Raw genomic sequence first — 18,825 nt, forward strand, 5'->3', positions numbered from 1 at the left:
GGCCAGTGTATGCCCTGTGGACTAGGCTGACCCAGTGACTGATTCGAAGACTCTTCCCAAGCTGAAGCCCGGAACCCTGCGTGTGATCCCGCTGGGAGGCCTCGGCGACGTGGGCCGCAACATGGCGGCCTTCGAGATCGACGGCCAGATCGCGCTCGTGGACTGCGGCGTGCTGTTCCCCGAGGACCAGCACCCCGGCGTGGACCTGATCCTCCCGGCGCTGAACTACCTCGACGACCGCCTCGACGACATCGTCGCCCTCGTGCTGACGCACGGCCACGAGGACCACATCGGTGCGGTGCCCTACCTGCTGCGCAAGCGTTCCGACATCCCCGTCTACGGTTCCAAGCTGACGCTGGCGCTGGTGCGCAACAAGCTCAAGGAGCACCGCATCCGCAACACGGTGCTCAACCAGGTCAAGGAGGGGGAGCGCCTCACGCAGGGTGCCTTCGACTTCGAGTTCATCGCAGTGAACCACTCCATCCCCGACGCCCTGGCCGTCGCCATCCGCACCGCCGCCGGCACGGTCCTGCACACGGGTGACTTCAAGATGGACCAGCTCCCCCTCGACGGTCGCATCACGGACCTGCGTGCCTTCGCCCGCCTGGCGGAGGAGGGGATCGACCTGTTCATGAGCGACTCCACCAACTCCGAGGTGCCCGGCTTCACCACCCCTGAGAAGGACGTCGAGCCCGCCATCGCCCGCGTCTTCGACCAGGCGCGCCAGAAGCTGATCGTCGCCTGCTTTGCCTCGCACGTGCACCGAGTCCAGCAGGTGCTGAACATGGCCGTGAAGCACGGCCGCAAGGTCGTCTACGTGGGCCGCTCCATGGTTCGAAACATGGCCACCGCCCGCGAGCTCGGCTACCTGAAGGTGCCCGCGGACACCCTGATCGAGCTGAAGGACATCGACAAGTACCCCGAGGACAGGGTGGTGATCGTCTCGACCGGCTCCCAGGGCGAGCCCCTCGCCGCGCTCAGCCGCATCGCCAACAAGGAGCACCCCGTCATCGAGGTGGCCCCCGGCGACGTCGTGCTGCTGGCCTCCTCCCTCATCCCCGGCAACGAGAACTCGGTCTACCGGGTGATCAACGGCCTCTCGAAGCTCGGGGCCCAGGTGGTCCACAAGGGCAACGCCCTCGTGCACGTCTCCGGTCACGCCTCGGCGGGCGAGTTGCTGTACTGCTACAACATCCTCACCCCGAAGAACGTGATGCCGGTGCACGGCGAGATCAGGCACCTGATCGCCAACGCCAAGCTGGCCATCTCCACGGGCGTGCCGGCGGACCGCGTGATCGTCGCGGAGGACGGCGACGCAGTCGACCTCGCCAACGGCCGCGCCCGCAAGGTGGGACGGATCGACGCTTCCTACATCTTCGTGGACGGCTCCACCGTGGGTGACATCTCCGAGTCGTTGACTGACCGCATGATCCTCGGAGAGGAGGGCTTCATCTCCGTGGTCTCGGTCGTGAGCCTCCACAACAAGGAACTCCTCAGCGGGCCCGAGATCAATGCCCGCGGCTTCGCGGAGGACCCGTCGGTATTCGACGACGTCCGCCGCCAGGTGGCCGACGCGCTGGTCAAGGCGCTCAAGGAGGGAGTCGACGACACCTACCGGCTGCAGCAGGTGACGCGCCGGGTCATGGGTGCCTGGGTCTCGAAGCGACTGCGCCGCCGCCCGATGATCGTGCCTGTGGTGGTCACCACCTGAGCAGGCCTGCCAGTGCGTGGGACACAGCACCGCCCGAGCCCAACGGCTCGGGCGGTGCTGTGGCCTGGGGGCGTCGTAGGATCGATCGAGGGCATGATCGGTTGGTTTCGACGTCGAGGACCGAGGAGCGCAGCATGAACACACCGGAGACGGACCTGCACCGTGAGGTGCACGGCGACCTGCGCGCACCGGGTCCGGAGCCCGTGCTGCTGTTGGCCGGGTTCCCCATGGGTGGCGGAGGCTTCCGCGGGCTCGCAGAGCGCATGAGTGCCGACCGGGTGGTGGTCACCTACGACCCACGGGGAGTGGGGCGCAGCGTGCGCGCCGAGGGCGACGACCGGCTCCTGGGCGCGCGGGACCATGCGGCGGACCTGGCCTTGCTGATCGACTCCCTCGATGTGGGGGCCGTGGACGTTTTCGCATCCAGCGGCGGAGCCGTCAACGCACTCGCACTCATGGAGCTGGCGCCGGAGAAGGTGCACCTCCTGGTGGCCCACGAGCCGCCGCTGACACAGTTCCTGCCGGACCGCGAGTTCGTGGAGCGCGCCAACGAGGACATCGCCGCCACCTACGAACGGGACGGCTTCGGCCCGGCGATGGCGAAGTTCATCACGCTCGTGATGCACGACGGCGAGCTGGACGAGGCCTACCTCCAGCGGCCCGCACCCGCCCCCGCGCAGTTCGGTCTCCCCGCCACCGACGACGGCTCGCGGGACGACCCGTTGCTGGCGGGGAGCATCCGCAACGGCCCCAGCCACCAGCCGGACCAGACGGCGATTGCTGCCGCTGCAGACCGGATCCTGGTGGCCATCGGAGCTGATTCCGGGGGTGGGCTGGCTGCGCGCGGTGCCCGGAGCGCCGCGGAGGCGCTCGGGCTGCGGGTGGTCGCTTTTCCCGACGGGCACGCAGGATTTGCGGACGGGGAACACGGCCAGACGGGCAGTCCGGACGAGTTCGCGGACCGCCTGCGCGAGGTCCTGGGCCCAACTTTGTGAATCAGTGCGGGCTCGGTTATGATCTACAGGTTGCCTACGGCCGTCGCCGTCGGGCAGTTGACGATCGACCGGCCGCAACCCTGCGTCCGGCAAGCAACAAGGGAGATTCCAGTGGCCGCCGTATGTGATGTTTGCGCCAAGGGACCCGGCTTCGGTCACAACGTGCCTTGGTCCAAGAAGAAGACCAATCGTCGCTGGAACCCGAACATCCAGCGCGTTCGTGCCACCGTCGACGGCGCCCCCAAGCGTCTCAATGTCTGCACCTCCTGCCTGAAGGCCGGAAAGGTCACACGCTGACCTGGAGCAGGTGAAAGAACTCGACCGATGACTCGTGGCTGCGGCCACGGGTCATCGGTTTTTTCGTGCCCGGCACCGGGCCTGCGTCGACGCATCGCCGCGCGACGGACCGGGCGCAGGCACGGCCGGTCCGGGACAGGGTGTGTCCGCCGCTGCTTGTAGGCTTCCCCGCATGGTCAAGTGGCGCACCGGGATCCAGCGGGAACTGCATCGCGGGCTGCGTGACGTCGTCGGCGGCAAGACCGCCGAACACTTCGCGAAGCTCGGCATCGCAACGGTGGGGGACCTCGTGCGACACACCCCCCGTCGGTACCTGCCCGGCACGGAGATGAGCGACCTGGGGGACCTACGGGTGGGTGAGGACGTCGCGCTGGTCGCAGAGGTCCACCGCACCGAGGTCAAGTACGGGGCGCGCACGCGGGTGGAGTCCATCCTGACCGACGGCGACAACTTCCTCCGGATCACACTGTTCGCCCCCAAGCCGCACCTGGCCACCTGGTGGTCCGGACTGTTGGTCAAGGGCAGCCGCGGCATCTTCATCGGCAAGGTCGGAGTCTTCAACAACGAGTTCCAACTCACCCACCCCGACTTCGTCATCCTGGACTCCGCCGGCCAGGTGACCGCCAAGAAGTCGGAGGTGCAGAAGCACATGGAGCGCGCGGTCCAGCGCAGCACGATGGTCGGCCTCTACCCGGCCACGGCGAAACTGCCCACCTGGACCATCGCCGAGTCGATCCGGTTGGTGCTGCCCACCGTGACACCGCTCGGGGACACACTGCCCGACTGGGTCGTCCAGGAGGCCGGTGTCCTGCCCCTGGACAAGGCCCTGACCGAGGTGCACGAACCGGTGGACAAGGCAGATGCCGCCAAGGGCATCGAGAGGCTTCGGTTCGACGAGGCCTTCGGGATGCAACTGGCCATGGCGTACCGCCGGGCGGAGCTCGAGGGCCAGGCCGCCACGCCCAGGCCCCGCCGCGACGACGGCCTGCTCGCGGCCTTCGACCAGCGGTTGCCGTTCACCCTGACCGACGGGCAGCAGCAGGTGGGGGAGCAGGTCTTCGAGGACCTGGCGCGGGAGCACCCGATGCACCGGCTCCTGCAGGGCGAGGTCGGCTCCGGCAAGACCATCGTGGCGCTGCGGGCGATGCTCGCCGTGGTGGACATGGGCGGCCAGGCGGTCCTCCTCGCCCCGACGGAGGTGCTCGCCAAGCAGCACCACGCCACGATCACGAAGCTGCTCGGGGACCTGGGGGCGGGCCAGCAGCTGGGGGCCCACCCCGACGCCACGACGGTCTCGCTGCTCACGGGCGCCCTCTCGGCGTCAGCCAGGCGTGACGTCCTCTTGAACATCGAGCGCGGCGAGGCCGGCATCGTCGTGGGCACGCATGCGCTGCTCAGCGACCCGGTCAGGTTCCACGACCTTGGGCTGGTCGTCATCGACGAACAGCATCGCTTCGGCGTCGAGCAGCGGGCCGCGCTGGCGGCGAAGGCCCAGCGCCAGCCCCACACGCTGGTGATGACGGCCACTCCCATCCCGCGCTCCATCGCGATGACCGTCTTCGGAGACCTCGCGGTCTCCGAGCTGCGTGAGCTCCCCGCCGGGCGGTCCCCGGTGCAGACCGTCCATGTAGACACGCGCACCCAGCCCACCTGGGTGCAGCGGGCCTGGGAGCGCATCCGTGAGGAGGTGGCCGGCGGCCGGCAGGCCTTCATCGTGTGCCCCGCCATCACGGGCAAGCAGACCGACGCGGACCTGGAGGAGGGGGAGGGTCTCACCGCCGTCACCGAGCTGCTGCCCGAGCTCCAGGCGGGCCCCCTCAGCGGGCTGCGGCTTGGCATGGTGCACGGCAAGCAGCCGGTGGCCGAGCGGGATGCTGCGATGGCGGACTTCGCCGCCGGCCGGACCGACGTGCTGGTCGCCACCACCGTGATCGAGGTGGGCGTGGACGTCCCGAACGCCACCGTCATGGTCGTGATGGACGCCGATCGTTTCGGCATCTCGCAGCTCCACCAGCTGCGCGGCCGCATCGGCCGCGGCCAGCACCCCGGGTTGTGCCTGCTGCTGGCCGCACCGGCCGACGACAACTTCACCGCCGTCGAACGGCTGGACGCCCTGGTCGCGAGCACCGACGGATTCGCGCTCGCGGAGCGGGACCTGCAACTCCGAAGGGAGGGCGACGTGCTCGGGGCCGCGCAGTCGGGGCAGTCGTCGCTGAAGCTGTTGCGGGTCCTCACGGACGCCGCGATGATCCAGCAGGCCAAGCTGCTGGCAGAGCGGGTGATCGCCGACGAGCGTGCCGGGGACGACCCGCGGCTCGCCGACCTCGTGACCGCGGCCGAACTGGTGGCGGCGGGCGACTGGCTGGAGAAGAGCTGATGGCAAGGATCATCTCGGGCCGCGCCAAGGGCAGGCGGTTGGCCACACCAAAGGGCGACAACACCCGACCGACGACCGACCGGGTGAAGGAGGCGCTGTTCTCCTCCTTGGCGACCTGGTTCGGGACCGTCGACTCCGACTCCGCTGAGCAACTCCTGGACGTCACCGTGCTGGACCTGTTCGCGGGCAGCGGCGGGCTCGGCCTCGAGGCCGCCAGCCGCGGCGCGGCGAGGGTGGTGTGCGTGGACAACAGGACCGCGGGCCTGATCAGGGAGAACGCCGCCGCGGCGGGCCTGCGCGTGGAGGTCAACTCCGGCACCGTCGAGTCCGCCGTGAAGTCCTCGCCCGGCCGGTTCGACCTCGTGTTCATCGACCCTCCCTACGACGTCCCCGCCGCCACCGTGGATCGCATCCTGGCGTCACTGGTCTCGGGCGGCGCGCTCGTGGAGCAGGCGCTCGTCGTGGTCGAACGGTCCAGCAGGACTGGTGCGCCGAGTTGGCCCGAAGCCTTCGGCGACCTGTGGGAACGCCGGTACGGTGAGACCACGCTCCACTTCGGGGCGCTGCGCGAGGAACAGGAATGACGATGAAACCAACCGTGCTCTGCCCGGGATCCTTCGACCCGATCACCCTGGGGCACGTCGACATCATCACGCGGGCCCGTGACCTGTTCGGGTCGGTGCTGGTCGGGGTGGGACGCAACGACCAGAAGAAGTACCTGTTCGGGGACGAGCGCATCGACCTCGTCCGGGGTGCCGTGGCCGACCTGGACGGGGTGGAGGTGGCAGAGATTGACGGACTGCTGGCTGACTTCTGCGCCCAGCGGGGGATCACCGCCGTCGTCAAGGGGCTCAGGTTCGGGGCGGACTTCGACTTCGAACTCCAGATGGCCCACATGAACCACGGCCTGACCGGGTTGGAGACCGTGCTGCTGCCCGCGGCGGAGCAACACGTCACCCTCTCCAGCACCATCCTGCGCACCGTGATGAAGCTGCACGGCGACGTCACCCGCTACGTTCCGGACAACGTCGCCAGGGCAATCGCGCAGCGAACCTGGGACTGATCCGGATCTGGGGTGGGAGGATTTTGGCCACGCCTCCTGCTCAGGTATCGTAAGCAGTCGGTCATGTTTCGAGAACATGGTCGACGTACGAAGGGATTGTTCGCATGACGTCCGTACATCGCAGAGCTGACCGTCGTTCACCGCTGGTACTTGAGGTACTGGAGCTGGGCCACGGCGCGGGGTCGATGCGCGAGGTCAGCAGGACCGTACCTGCGCCCGCCGACCTTGGTCTCGAAGTGATCGGAGTGCCCGAGGGCTCCGACATCGACCTCGACCTCCGTCTGGAGGCCGTGGTGGAGGGAGTCCTGGTCTCGGGAACGGCCGCCGTGCAACTGCACGGCGCCTGTGCCCGGTGCCTGAGAGACATCGAGGGTGCCGAGACGTTCCGCCTGCAGGAACTCTTCTTCTACCCCGGACACGAGGTGGAGGAGGACGAGCGGCAGATCGTCGAGGACACGATCGATCTCGACGGGGTGCTACGCGACGCCGTGGTGCTTGAACTGCCGTTCACGCCCCTGTGCCGTGAGGATTGTCTGGGTCTGTGCCCCGAGTGCGGGTTCAACCTCAACGATGATCCGACGCACGAGCACGAAGCCGTCATCGACGCCCGTTGGGCGACGCTGGCGGACCTGGACGTCAAGCCGAACAACTGAACTTTCAAACCTGAGTAGTAGGAGAAGATCGTGGCCGTTCCGAAGCGGAAGATGTCGCGCAGCAACACCCGGTCCCGCCGTGCGCAGTGGAAGACGTCCGTCGTCCCCACCGTCGAGTGCGTGAACCCGGCCTGCCGCGAGCGTCACCTGTCCCACACCGCCTGCCCCTCTTGCGGCCAGTACGGTCCCAAGGGAGCACGCCGGCAGGTCGTCCAGGCCTGACGCGAGCCTCCACCCCGACGAGGGTGAGCAGACTCACACAACAGCTTGACGAGCTGGGTGTCCGCGTGGACACCCAGCTCTTCGAGTTGGCCTGCACCCACCGCAGCTACGCCTACGAGAACGGCGGCATCCCGAGCAACGAACGGCTCGAGTTCCTGGGCGACGCGGTGCTGCAGATCGTGGTGACCGAACACATCTTCCACACCTACCCGGACCTGGCGGAAGGGGAGCTGGCGAAGCTGCGGGCCTCCGTCGTCAGCACCTACGCCCTCGCACGGGTGGCCCGCGAGCTCGAACTCGGCGGCCACGTCCTGCTAGGCAAGGGCGAGGTGGCCACCGGCGGCAACGACAAGTCCTCCATCCTGGCCGACACCACCGAGGCCATCATCGGCGCCGTCCACCTCTCGGGAGGCAGCGAGGCGTCGTCCCGGTTCATCCACGCCCTCCTGGACGAGCGCATCGCCCAGTCCCAGGCCGAGGGCGAGTACGCCGACTTCAAGACCTCGCTGCAGGAGCTCGCAGCCCGCAACGGCTGGGGCCTGCCCGTCTACGAGGTGGCCGGGACCGGCCCGGACCACCAGCGCGAGTTCACCGCCACCGTCGTCGTCGACGGGGAGCCCCGCGGTGCCGGCACCGCCCCCAGCAAGAAGCTCGCGGAACAGCGTGCCGCCACCATCGCGTACAGGGCGCTCGGCGGCGCGCATGCCTGAACTCCCCGAGGTGGAGTCGGTCCGGCGCGGACTCGCCTCCCACGCAACAGGACGCCGCATCGAGCGGCTGACGGTGCTGCACCCCCGGCCCGTGCGGTCTCACCCCTTCGGCGCCGAGGGGATGCGTGCTGCCCTGGAGGGGCGCACCATCGACGACGTGCGCCGGCGTGGCAAGTTCATGTGGCTCGCGCTGGGCGACGACGCCCTCGTGGTGCACCTCGGCATGAGCGGCCAGTTCCGGGTCAACGACGCGCAGGACGAGCTGGTCCGCAACACCCGCGTGCTGTTCGACCTCGACGACGGCCGGCAGCTCCGCTTCGTGGACCAACGGATGTTCGGGGGACTGACCCTGGCCGAGGGCGGCGCCGCCAACCCAGTGCCCCACATCGCGCTCGACCCGTTCGATCCGGATTTCGACGCCGAGGACGTCGGCGAGCGGATGCGAAGCCGCAACACGACGGTGAAGCGGGCGCTGCTGGACCAGCGCCTCGTCTCGGGAATCGGCAACATCTACGCCGACGAGTCACTGTGGCGCGCCCGCCTGCACTTCGAGCACCCCACGAACCGACTCACGCGCCGCAGGGCCGTCGAGGTGCTGCAGCACGCCCGCGACGTCATGACCGATGCCCTGCTGCAGGGCGGGACGTCGTTCGACTCGCTGTACGTGAACGTCAACGGTGAGTCGGGTTACTTCGCGAGGTCACTCGACGCCTATGGTCGGGAGGGCCTGCCCTGCAACCGGTGCGCCACACCGATGGTCAGGCGGCAGTTCGCCAACCGCAGCAGCTTCCTGTGCACAAAGTGCCAGCGGTTGCCCCGAGGAGGAGCCCGCTGATGGAGTGGTTCAAGACGAAGTACGAGCGCTACGAGACCTCCATCTGGCAGCTGTTCCGCTTCGGCGTGGTCGGCGGGCTGGGCGTGTTCGTGAACTTCGTCGCGTTCATCTTCGTGGGCAAGCTGCTTCCGCTGGTCTGGCCCAGCGCCGGTTACCTCGCGGGCACCGAGGTGTGGTGGAACATCCCGTTCACGGAGTTCAACGTCCGCTGGTACCACGTCTTCTCCATGCTGTCGTTCTTCGTCGCCAACCTGTTCAACTTCCAGCTGAACCGGCGCTGGACGTTCAAGTCCCACCACTCCGCCAACTGGTTCCGCGAGTACTTCCCCTTCCTGACCGTCGGGCTGATCGCCCAGGGCGTCGGCCTGCTGATCCTGACCGCGCTCATGCACCAGGGCTCCCCGGTGGCACTGCCCACCGACATCTTCGACGACTCCACGGGTTTCCGGACCCGCAAGTACTGGGCACAGCTGATAATGATCGTGTGTACGATTCCGATCACGTTCCTCGTCAACAAGTTCTGGACGTTCAAGGCCATCAGGACGCTGGACGAGACGGAAGAGGCCGAGCACCCGGAGGACATCCAGCAGGAGGGCACCTGACGTGTACCTGAAGCAGTTGACCCTCCGCGGGTTCAAGTCCTTCGCGTCAGCGACGACGCTTGCATTTGAACCGGGGATCACCTGCGTCGTGGGGCCCAACGGCTCCGGGAAGTCCAACGTCGTGGACGCGCTCAGCTGGGTCATGGGGGAACAGGGAGCCAAGACGCTGCGCGGCGGCAAGATGGAGGACGTGATCTTCGCGGGCACCGCCAAGCGCGCCCCGCTCGGCCGCGCCGAGGTGGAACTCACGATCGACAACTCCGACGGGGCGCTGCCCATCGACTACGCAGAGGTCACCATCACCCGCACGATGTTCCGAAGCGGTGGCTCCGAGTACGCCATCAACGGTGCACCTGCCCGGCTGCTGGACGTGCAGGAACTCCTCAGCGACTCCGGCATCGGGCGCGAGATGCACGTCATCGTCGGACAGGGCCAGCTGGACGCCATCCTGCAGGCCACCCCCGAGAGCCGGCGCGGCTTCATCGAGGAGGCGGCCGGCGTGCTCAAGCACCGCAAGCGCAAGGAGAAGGCCTTGCGCAAGCTGGACGGCACCAAGGCCAACCTCGAGCGCCTGACCGATCTCATCGGGGAGCTGCAGCGCCAGCTCAAGCCCCTGGGCCGCCAGGCGGAGGCGGCCCGCAAGGCCGCCGTGATCCAGGCCGAGCTCCGCGACGCGAAGGCACGCCTGCTCGCCGACGAACTCGCCGCCGCCCAGCAGGCGCTCGCCGCAGAACTCGCCGACGAGGCGGCCGTGCAGGCGGCCAGGGAACGGGCCGAGCTGGAGGTCAGGCGCGCCACGGCCGCGGAGGAGGCCGCCGAGCAGGCGCTCCGGGACGCGGGCACCTCCTACGACCGTGCCCAGGAGACGTGGTACGCGCTGGCGAGCCTGAGGGAACGGGTCTCGACCACGATCTCGATCTCGGCCGAGCGGATGCGCTCCGGGGAGGCGCAGCCCGCGCTCGACGTCGGGGGCCGGGATCCCGACGCTCTGGAGCGCGACGCCGCCGAGGTGCGCGAGAAGGAGAACGAACTCGCGAACCGGGTCCAGACCGCCCACGAGGCACTCACCGACGCCACCCTGCGCCGCAACGCTGCCGAGAAGGAGCACGCCGCCGCGGAGCAGGCCTACGCCACCACCCTGCGCGCCATCGCCGACCGGCGAGAGGGCCTCGCCCGGCTCAACGGCCAGGTGAACTCCATCAAGTCCCGGCTCGAGGCATCCGAGGAGGAGGTCGAGCGCCTCGCCCGTCGCCGCGACGAAGCCATCGAGCGGGCGGCCGAGGCCGAGCGCAGCTACCACGGCACCGAGTCGTCCCTCGCGGGTCTCGGCGCCTCCGAGTCCGACCTGGACGCTGAGTACGAGGAGGCGGCGGAGGCGGTCGCCCGGCACGAGCACACGCTCGCCGAACTGCGCGCCGCCGAGACCGCCGCGGTCCGGGAGAGGGCGGCCCTCGAGGCACGGATCGAGGCGCTCCGCCTGACCACTGAGCGCAAGGACGGTTCGGCTGACCTGCTCGCCTCCGGACGTGACGGCATCCGCGGCCGGCTCACCGACCTGATCGCGGTGGAGGCCGGTTGGGAGAACGCCGTCGCGGTGGGGTTGCGCGCTGCCGCCGAGGCGATCGTCACCGAGGGACTGGGACCCGCCGTCGACGCAGTGGAGCACCTCGCCACCGCGGATCTCGGCCGCGCGCCCCTCGTTGTCGGCGGCGTCGTGGACGCCCAGCCCGAGCCGCCCGGGGCACTCGCGGGCCGGATCACCGCGCCCGACGAACTGCGCGGCACCATCTCCCGCCTGCTGAGGGGCGTGGTCGGAGTCGAGTCCCTCCGCGAGGCGCGCGCCGCGGTCGAGGCCGACGGCGAGCTCATTGCCGTGACCCGTGACGGTGACCTGGTCTCGTCCTGGCTGGTCGAGGGCGGATCCGCCGCGACGGCGTCGCTGCTCGAGTTGTCCGCCCAGCTGGCCGCCGCGGAGGAGGCGCTTGCCGAGCAGGGCCACGAGCTGGACCGGATCCGGTTCAGGGTGGCCGAGACGACTCCCGCACTGGAGCAGGCCAAACGTGCCGAGGCTGATGCCTTGGCGCAACTGCACGCTTCGGACGCTGAACTCGCCGCCGTCGCCGACCAGCTCGGCCAGTTCCGGCAGACCCAGGCGGCCGCCCTGCGCGAGGCGGAACGGCTCACGGAGGCGATCGATGCGGCCACCACCGCGCGCGCAACCGACACCGAGAAGCTCGAGGCGCTCGAGGCCAGGCTCGCCGCCGCCGACGACGAGGAGGTCACGGAACCCGACCCGGCCGATCGTGACGACAAGGCGCTCGAGGCGAGACGCTGCCGGCAGGTGGAGATGGAGGCCCGACTGGCCCTGCGCACGGCGGAGGAGCAGGCCAAGGCCCTGGCCGGACGGGCCGAGGGCTTGCTGCGCGCCGCGCAGACGGAGCGTGCCTCCCGCGCGAAGGCAAGGGCTCGCGCCGAGCAGCTCAGGCGCGAGGCAGAGGTGGCGCGCACCGTCAACGAGGCGGCGGGCCAGCTCGCGGAGCACGTGGAAGTGGCGCGGCAACGGGCCTCGCGGGAGCGTGACCTCGCCGAACAGGACCGCCGCGACGCCGAGGCCGCCGTGGTGCGGGTCCGGCACGAGTCAAGGGCAGCCTCGGCAAGGCTCGAGGAACTGGTGCGTGGCGCCCATCGCGACGAGATGGTCCGCATCGAGCACCGCATGAAGATCGAGCAGCTCGTGGACCGCGCGCTCTCCGAGCTGGGGCTGGAGGCCGAGACGCTGGTGTCGGAGTACGGTCCCGACGAGCTCGTTCCAGTCATCACCCGACCCGACGGATCGGCACTCACCGACGACGACGAGGTGCCCGAGCCCGTGCCCTACGTCCGCGAGGAGCAGGCCACGCGGCTGCGCAGGGCGGAGCGCAACCTCGCCGTCCTGGGGCGGGTGAACCCGCTCGCGCTGGAGGAGTTCGACGCCATGAAGGCCCGGCACGCGTTCCTGGCCGAGCAGCTCGACGACCTCAAGCAGACCCGCGCGGACCTGATCGACATCATCGAGGAGGTCGACCGACGCGTCCAGGAGGTCTTCGAGCAGGCCTACCGTGACGTCGAGGCCACGTTCAACGACGTCTTCCCCCGCCTGTTCCCAGGGGGCGAGGGGCGGCTCGTGCTCACGGAGCCGGGGGACTGGCTGAACACTGGCGTCGACGTCGAGGCACGGCCCGCCGGCAAGCAGGTCAAGCGGCTCTCGCTGCTGTCGGGCGGCGAGAGGTCCCTCGTGGCGGTGGCCTTCCTGGTCAGCCTCTTCATCGCCCGACCGAGCCCGTTCTACATCCTCGACGAGGTGGAGGCCGCGCTCGACGACGCCAACCTCGGACGTCTGCTCGGCATCTACGAGGAGCTCCGGGAGAAGTCGCAGCTGATCGTCATCACGCACCAGAAGCGCACCATGGAGATCGCCGACTCCCTCTACGGCGTCACCATGCGGGGGGACGGCATCTCGACCGTGGTGAGCCAACGGCTCGCCTGACGCGATCCGGGGCCCCGGCGTCGTAGGATTCGTGCATGCCATGGGTCTTCGTGTTCGCCGTCGTCGTCACGGTCGTGCTGGCGCTCGGCCTGATGGCCGTGGTCGCGCTGTCCTCGGGCCGACTGGGTGGTAGGCGCGGCGCCAAGTGGGAGCGGGTGGCCGAGACCACCAGCCGACACCTCAATGGCAAGGGGCAACCCCCGAAGTTCCTCGAACGGTTGGACGAGCGACCCGAATGAGGCCTGTCGCCACGGCTCGCTAGGATGACGGCGTGGACTGGATCTTCTGGCTAATCGTCGCCCTCATCGGACTCTTCCTGATCGGCGGCGGCATCCTCGCCTACCGCGGACGACGGGGGATCGAGGCGCCCGTCGAGCCGGAGGCCATAGAGCCGGCCCCCGCTCCGGGCGCTGAGGCAGAGGCCACGACGGTCGAGGCCGACGTCGAAGTCGTTGGGGTCGAGGAGCCCGCAGCACCTGCCCGCGAGGAGATCGAGGCGCCGCAGTCCCGGTTCGCGCGGCTGCGCCGTCGGCTGTCCGGCAGCCAGAACGCCCTGGCACGCGCACTCGCGGACCTGCTCAGCGTCGACCGGATCGACTCCGACGTCTGGGACGACTTCGAGGCCACGCTGATCGCGTCCGACCTGGGCGTGGGACCCACCACCGAGCTCACCGAGGCGTTGCGCAAGCAACTCGCCGTCGAGGGCGTGGCCGACCCCGAGGCCGCGAGGAAGGTGTTGCGCGCCGAACTCCTCAAGCTGGTGGACCCCACGCTGGACCGCTCCCTGAACCTCGCCTCCGGCGACGACGACCCCGCTGTCGTCCTCGTGGTCGGCGTGAACGGCACCGGCAAGACCACCACCGTCGGCAAGCTGGCCCGCGTGCTGGTGGCGGAGGGCAAGTCCGTCGTGCTGGGCGCCGCGGACACGTTCCGCGCCGCCGCCGCCGAGCAGCTCTCGACCTGGGGCGAGCGCGTGGGCGTCCCGACCGTGCGCGGCCCCGAGGGTGCCGACCCCGCGTCGGTGGCCTTCGACGCGGTCAGCAGGGGGGCCGGGGAGCGCGCCGACGTCGTCCTGGTCGACACCGCCGGTCGTCTCCACACCAAGGTCGGCCTGATGGACGAGCTCGGCAAGGTCAAGCGGGTGGTCGAGAAGCGCGCCACCGTCAACGAGGTCCTGCTCGTCCTCGACGCCACCACCGGCCAGAACGGGATGATGCAGGCCCGCATCTTCTCCGAGGTGGTCGACGTGACCGGAATCGTGCTCACGAAGCTGGACGGCTCCGCCAAGGGCGGCATCGTCGTGCAGGTGCAGCGCGAACTGGGCGTGCCAGTCAAGCTGATCGGACTCGGCGAGGGCGTCGACGACCTGGCGCCGTTCGATCCGGAGGGCTTCGTCGCCGGCATCCTCGGGGAGTAGCCTGCTCCACTGCCGGTATGCTTGCCCGAGTTCAAGTTTTCTTCGAAGGGCAAACTTCCAGTGTTCGACACGCTCCAGGACCGGTTGGCGGACGTATTCAAGGGTCTGCGCTCCAAGGGTCGCCTGACAGCGGCCGACATCGACGCCACGATGCGCGAGATCCGCATCGCGCTGCTCGAGGCCGACGTCAACCTCGGCGTCGTCAAGGAGTTCATCGCAGCCGTCAAGGAGCGCTCCCTCGGCATCGAGCTCTCCAAGGCGTTGAACCCCTCGCAGCAGATCATCAAGATCGTCAACGAGGAACTCGTCACGATCCTGGGCGGCGAGGCACGCACCATCCGCTTCGCCAAGCGTCCGCCGACGGTGATCATGCTCGCCGGTCTGCAGGGTGCGGGCAAGACCACCCTCGCGGGCAAGCTCGCCAAGTGGTTGCGCGGCGAGAAGCACGCCCCGCTCCTCGTGGCGGCGGACCTCCAGCGCCCCAATGCGGTGAACCAGCTGCAGATCGTCGGTGAGCGCGCAGGGGTCCACGTGTTCGCCCCCGAGCCGGGCAACGGCGTGGGTGACCCGGTCAAGGTTGCGCGGGACGCCATCGAGCACGCCCAGCGCCGGCTCTACGACGTCGTCATCGTCGATACCGCGGGCCGACTCGGCATCGACGAGACCCTGATGCAGCAGGCGGCCGACATCAAGGCCGCCGTCAACCCCGACGAGGTCCTGTTCGTCGTCGACGCCATGATCGGCCAGGACGCCGTCAACACGGCCAAGGCGTTCGAGGACGGCATCGGCTTCGACGGCGTCGTCCTCACCAAGCTCGACGGCGACGCCCGCGGTGGCGCCGCGCTGTCGATCGCGAAGGTGGTCGGCAAGCCGATCATGTTCGCCTCCAACGGCGAGGGGCTGGGGGACTTCGACGTCTTCCACCCGGACCGGATGGCCAGCCGCATCCTCGGCATGGGCGACGTCCTCACCCTGATCGAGCAGGCGGAGAAGACCTTCGACGCGGAGCAGTCGCGCGCGGCCGCCGAGAAGCTGATGGGGGGCAGGGCGAAGTTCAGCCTCCAGGACTTCCTCGGACAGATGCAGCAGCTGCGCAAGATGGGACCGTTGTCCAAGATCTTCGGGATGCTGCCCGGTGCCGGCCAGTTCAAGGACGCCATCAACGAGATCGACGAGAAGGAGGTCGACCGGATCGAGGCCATCATCCACTCGATGACTCCCGCCGAGCGCGACGACGTCGCCATCCTCAACGGCTCCCGCCGCGCCCGCATCGCGAAGGGCTCCGGCACCCAGGTCTCGGACGTCAACCAGCTCGTCAACCGCTTCGTCGAGGCACGCAAGATGATGGAGCGGATGGCCGGCGGTGGAGGCATGCCCGGGATGCCCGGGATGCCGCCGGGCATGCCCGGCGCATCCGGCGGCGGTGGCCGTGCGGCCAAGCGCCAGAACAAGAAGACGGGCAAGAAGCGCGGGCACAAGGTCTCCGGCAACCCGGCCAGGCGCCGGCAGCAGGAACTCGGACTCGACAAGCCGACGCCGCAGGAGGCGCCGCAGTCGATGGATGACTTCGAGCTGCCCCCCGAGCTGCAGAAGATGTTCGACCAGAACAAGTGATCACACGGGTGCGTCCGTCCCCGTGCCCCCCGGAAGCGCGTCGGCACCCCTGAGGATTCCCACGCACTGGGCTGGACTAGGGTCTTCCACATGACCGCAGGTAACTGTTTTCACATCCACGGTGTGGTGCTGCCCGGTGACGAACCCACCGACATCTACGTCGTCGACGGGGTCGTCAGCCACGAGCCCGCGCCCGGGGCCACGACGATCGCCCGCAACGCCTGGATCCTCCCCGGCCTCGTGGACGCCCACTGCCACATCGGGCTCGGCCCCGGCGGCGCCGTCGACGAGGCAACGACGATCGCCCAGGCACGCGCCGACCTCGCCGCCGGCACCATGCTCGTTCGCGATGCAGGCTCGCCGTCGGACACCCGCTGGGTGCAGGAGCGCAACGAGCTGCCCCGCCTGCTGCGCAGCGGACGCCACGTCGCCCGACCCATGCGCTACCTGCGCGACGTCGGGGTCGAGGTGGAGCCGGTGGACCTCGTCGAGCAGGTCAGGCACGAAGCCCGCTCCGGCGACGGCTGGGTCAAGCTCGTCGGCGACTGGATCGACCGCAGCATCGGGGACCTCGCACCCCTGTGGCCCGCCGACGTCGCGGCTGCCGCAATCGCGGCGGCACACGAGGAGGGCGCCCGGGTGACGGCGCACGTGTTCGGCGAGCAGGCCGTGGCCGAACTCGTCGCCGCCGGCATCGACTGCATCGAGCACGGCACGGGCATGTCCGACGACGTCATCGACGAGATGGCCGAACGCGGCACCGTCCTGGTCCCGACGATGATCAACCTGAACCGGTTCCCGGACTACGCCGCACCCGGCCGGGAGAAGTACCCGAACTTCTCCCGCCACCTGATGCACCTGTACGAGCGCCGGTTCGAGACCATCGGCCGGGCGATCGAGGCCGGCATCGAGATCCATGCCGGCACCGACGCGGGAACAGTCGTGCCCCACGGCCAGATCCAGGAGGAGATCGCCGAACTCGCGGGCCTCGGCGGCATCGGGTTCGCGCTCGAGGCCGCCAGCTGGGGGGCCCGGACCTGGCTCGGGGCCGACAACCTCACGCCCGGGGCGAGTGCCGACCTGATCGTCTGCGCGGCCGACCCGCGGGAACACCTCGCGACCCTGCGCAACCCGCTGGCGAAGCTGCTCAGGGGCGTTCCCGTCTGAGCCCTTCCGCCCGGTGACATCATGGGGAGATGACACCGCGCACCGTGACGGCAGCGATCGGCATCGCAGCCGGCGCCGTGACCCTCGGCGTCTCCGAACTGCTGGCCGCCGCCCTGGCCCGCACCGTCGGAACCGCAGCCACACCCTCGCCGCTGCTCGCCGTCGGTGCCGCCTTCGTGGACCTGACCCCGCCCTGGCTGAAGGACTGGGCCATCGCGACCTTCGGATCAGCCGACAAGGTCGCCCTCTTCGTGGGCATGGGGCTGGTCCTGTCGCTGCTCTGCGCGCTGCTGGGCGTACTGGCGGGGCTGAAGCGGCCCGTCGGGACGGTCGGTCTGCTGGCAGGCGGCGCCCTCGCCGCAGCAGCGGTCATCACCCGCGCGGACGCCACCTGGGTTGACGTCCTGCCCACCGCCGGCGGGGTTACCGCCGGGATCCTCGTGCTGCGCACGCTGCTCGAGTCGGCGACGGGCGAGCCGGGCCGCGCCCGGCCGGGGCGGCGCGAACTGCTCGCCCGCACCGGGGGAGCCGCCGCGCTCGGACTGGTCGGCCTCGCCGTCGGTCGCGGTCTCCAAGTCGCCGTCGACAGCACCCGGCGGGCGCGCGAGGAACTCGAACTCCCAGACGCCGCCGAGCCGGTGGTGGTGCCGGCGACGGCGCTGGCGACGGTGACCGGGCAGACTGCCTTCCAGACCCCCAACGACGCCTTCTACCGGATCGACACGGCCCTCGTCGTCCCGCAGGTGGATCCAGCCACCTGGACGCTCCGGGTCACCGGTCTCGTCGAGAACGAGCTCAAACTGAATCTGGCGGACCTGCTGGCCGAGCGCCACGTCGAGTCGATGGTGACCCTCACGTGCGTGTCGAACCCCGTCGGCGGGGGACTCGCGGGGAACGCCGTCTGGACCGGGTGGCCCGTTCGCGAGCTCCTCGAACGCGCAGGCGTGCGACCGGATGCCGACATGGTGCTGTCACGCAGCATCGACGGCTGGACGGCCGGCACTCCCATCGAGGCGCTCACCGACGGCCGCGACGCGCTCCTGGCGGTCGGCATGAACGGCGAGCCGTTGCCGCCCGAGCACGGCTTCCCCGTGAGGCTCGTGGTACCCGGGCTCTACGGCTACGTCTCGGCCACGAAGTGGGTGAACGAACTCAAGGTGACCCGCTTCGACGCGGACGAGGGCTACTGGACCCCGCGCGGCTGGGCCGAGCGCGGACCCGTCAAGACCGCCTCACGCATCGATGTCCCCCGCGACGGCGCCCGCCTCCCGGCCGGTGCCACGACCGTCGCCGGGGTCGCCTGGGCCCAGACGCGCGGCGTCGACGCCGTCGAGGTCAGCGCCGACGGCGGCCCCTGGCTGCCCGCCGAGCTCCGGGACGAGCCGACCATCGACGCCTGGCGACTGTGGTCCCTGACGGTGGAGCTGCCACCCGGCGACCACCAGCTCAGGGTCAGGGCCACCGACGGCCTCGGCCGGGTACAGACGGAGCGGACGGCCCCGCCGGTGCCGGACGGCTCGTCGGGTTGGCACACAATCTCGGTGACCACGGGGTAGCAGTCTCCCCCTGGAGGAGGAGCCGCGGCTCAGCCGCTGGGCTGAACTGTCCACAGCGTCGCCCAACCGCGTCGCAACTG

At 69.7% G+C, this 18,825-nt stretch carries 17 protein-coding genes; all 17 read left to right on the forward strand.

What is annotated here, in order from left to right; translation table 11 throughout:
• Window positions 1-34: 34 nt before the first annotated feature.
• The 17 genes from FOJ82_RS07840 (at window position 35) to FOJ82_RS07920 (ending at window position 18,745) form a co-directional block, all read left to right on the forward strand.
• Entirely contained in the window at window positions 35-1,711 is a 1,677-nt protein-coding gene (locus tag FOJ82_RS07840) for a ribonuclease J (RefSeq protein WP_143937895.1), read from the forward strand.
• Between the two features lie 134 nt (window positions 1,712-1,845).
• Complete coding sequence (locus tag FOJ82_RS07845) at window positions 1,846-2,706, forward strand: alpha/beta fold hydrolase (RefSeq protein ID WP_143937896.1); 861 nt, start codon at window positions 1,846-1,848, stop codon at window positions 2,704-2,706.
• 111 nt (window positions 2,707-2,817) lie between these two features.
• On the forward strand, window positions 2,818-3,003 hold the full coding sequence (gene rpmB / locus FOJ82_RS07850; protein WP_143938007.1) for a 50S ribosomal protein L28: 186 nt from the start codon (window positions 2,818-2,820) through the stop codon (window positions 3,001-3,003).
• Window positions 3,004-3,175: 172 nt separating this feature from the next.
• Complete coding sequence (locus FOJ82_RS07855) at window positions 3,176-5,380, forward strand: ATP-dependent DNA helicase RecG (protein ID WP_143937897.1); 2,205 nt, start codon at window positions 3,176-3,178, stop codon at window positions 5,378-5,380.
• The gene (gene rsmD / locus FOJ82_RS07860; protein WP_143937898.1) at window positions 5,380-5,964 is read left to right on the forward strand and encodes a 16S rRNA (guanine(966)-N(2))-methyltransferase RsmD; all 585 of its coding nucleotides are present in this window, start codon (window positions 5,380-5,382) and stop codon (window positions 5,962-5,964) included. The genes FOJ82_RS07855 and rsmD overlap by 1 nt, the downstream gene beginning before the upstream one ends.
• Entirely contained in the window at window positions 5,961-6,443 is a 483-nt protein-coding gene (gene coaD, locus FOJ82_RS07865) for a pantetheine-phosphate adenylyltransferase (RefSeq protein WP_425472490.1), read from the forward strand. Before rsmD ends, coaD begins: the two co-directional genes overlap by 4 nt.
• Window positions 6,444-6,547: 104 nt before the next feature.
• Window positions 6,548-7,096, forward strand: a complete 549-nt coding sequence (locus FOJ82_RS07870; RefSeq protein WP_143937899.1) for a YceD family protein — start codon at window positions 6,548-6,550, stop codon at window positions 7,094-7,096.
• A gap of 30 nt (window positions 7,097-7,126) precedes the next feature.
• Entirely contained in the window at window positions 7,127-7,318 is a 192-nt protein-coding gene (rpmF, locus tag FOJ82_RS07875) for a 50S ribosomal protein L32 (RefSeq protein WP_143937900.1), read from the forward strand.
• A gap of 23 nt (window positions 7,319-7,341) precedes the next feature.
• Window positions 7,342-8,028 carry a ribonuclease III gene (gene rnc, locus FOJ82_RS07880; RefSeq protein WP_143937901.1) on the forward strand — a complete coding sequence of 229 codons (687 nt, stop codon included), beginning with the start codon at window positions 7,342-7,344 and terminating at the stop codon, window positions 8,026-8,028.
• Window positions 8,021-8,863 carry a bifunctional DNA-formamidopyrimidine glycosylase/DNA-(apurinic or apyrimidinic site) lyase gene (gene mutM, locus FOJ82_RS07885; RefSeq protein ID WP_143937902.1) on the forward strand — a complete coding sequence of 281 codons (843 nt, stop codon included), beginning with the start codon at window positions 8,021-8,023 and terminating at the stop codon, window positions 8,861-8,863. The genes rnc and mutM overlap by 8 nt, the downstream gene beginning before the upstream one ends.
• On the forward strand, window positions 8,863-9,465 hold the full coding sequence (locus FOJ82_RS07890; RefSeq protein WP_143937903.1) for a GtrA family protein: 603 nt from the start codon (window positions 8,863-8,865) through the stop codon (window positions 9,463-9,465). The genes mutM and FOJ82_RS07890 overlap by 1 nt, the downstream gene beginning before the upstream one ends.
• A gap of 1 nt (window position 9,466) precedes the next feature.
• Window positions 9,467-12,991, forward strand: coding sequence for a chromosome segregation protein SMC (gene smc / locus FOJ82_RS07895; protein WP_143937904.1), 3,525 nt, complete (start codon window positions 9,467-9,469; stop codon window positions 12,989-12,991).
• Between the two features lie 35 nt (window positions 12,992-13,026).
• Window positions 13,027-13,230 carry a hypothetical protein gene (locus FOJ82_RS07900; RefSeq protein ID WP_143937905.1) on the forward strand — a complete coding sequence of 68 codons (204 nt, stop codon included), beginning with the start codon at window positions 13,027-13,029 and terminating at the stop codon, window positions 13,228-13,230.
• A gap of 32 nt (window positions 13,231-13,262) precedes the next feature.
• Window positions 13,263-14,408, forward strand: a complete 1,146-nt coding sequence (gene ftsY, locus FOJ82_RS07905; protein WP_143937906.1) for a signal recognition particle-docking protein FtsY — start codon at window positions 13,263-13,265, stop codon at window positions 14,406-14,408.
• 60 nt (window positions 14,409-14,468) lie between these two features.
• Window positions 14,469-16,022 carry a signal recognition particle protein gene (ffh, locus tag FOJ82_RS07910; RefSeq protein WP_143937907.1) on the forward strand — a complete coding sequence of 518 codons (1,554 nt, stop codon included), beginning with the start codon at window positions 14,469-14,471 and terminating at the stop codon, window positions 16,020-16,022.
• 90 nt (window positions 16,023-16,112) lie between these two features.
• Entirely contained in the window at window positions 16,113-17,189 is a 1,077-nt protein-coding gene (locus FOJ82_RS07915; protein ID WP_143937908.1) for an amidohydrolase family protein, read from the forward strand.
• Window positions 17,190-17,218: 29 nt separating this feature from the next.
• Window positions 17,219-18,745, forward strand: a complete 1,527-nt coding sequence (locus FOJ82_RS07920; RefSeq protein WP_143937909.1) for a molybdopterin-dependent oxidoreductase — start codon at window positions 17,219-17,221, stop codon at window positions 18,743-18,745.
• Window positions 18,746-18,825 lie beyond the last annotated feature (80 nt).

Source organism: Tessaracoccus rhinocerotis (assembly GCF_007197885.1).
GTDB lineage: Bacteria > Actinomycetota > Actinomycetes > Propionibacteriales > Propionibacteriaceae > Arachnia > Arachnia rhinocerotis.

Bases quoted from the DNA above. Each gene is read 5' to 3' on its own strand.
- FOJ82_RS07915 (WP_143937908.1), top strand. From the start codon at position 16,113: ATGACCGCAGGTAACTGTTTTCACATCCACGGTGTGGTGCTGCCCGGT.
- FOJ82_RS07870 (WP_143937899.1), top strand. From the start codon at position 6,548: ATGACGTCCGTACATCGCAGAGCTGACCGTCGTTCACCGCTGGTACTT.
- FOJ82_RS07920 (WP_143937909.1), top strand. From the start codon at position 17,219: ATGACACCGCGCACCGTGACGGCAGCGATCGGCATCGCAGCCGGCGCC.
- FOJ82_RS07900 (WP_143937905.1), top strand. From the start codon at position 13,027: ATGCCATGGGTCTTCGTGTTCGCCGTCGTCGTCACGGTCGTGCTGGCG.
- mutM (WP_143937902.1), top strand. From the start codon at position 8,021: ATGCCTGAACTCCCCGAGGTGGAGTCGGTCCGGCGCGGACTCGCCTCC.
- rsmD (WP_143937898.1), top strand. From the start codon at position 5,380: ATGGCAAGGATCATCTCGGGCCGCGCCAAGGGCAGGCGGTTGGCCACA.
- FOJ82_RS07855 (WP_143937897.1), top strand. From the start codon at position 3,176: ATGGTCAAGTGGCGCACCGGGATCCAGCGGGAACTGCATCGCGGGCTG.
- FOJ82_RS07890 (WP_143937903.1), top strand. From the start codon at position 8,863: ATGGAGTGGTTCAAGACGAAGTACGAGCGCTACGAGACCTCCATCTGG.
- coaD (WP_425472490.1), top strand. From the start codon at position 5,961: ATGACGATGAAACCAACCGTGCTCTGCCCGGGATCCTTCGACCCGATC.
- FOJ82_RS07845 (WP_143937896.1), top strand. From the start codon at position 1,846: ATGAACACACCGGAGACGGACCTGCACCGTGAGGTGCACGGCGACCTG.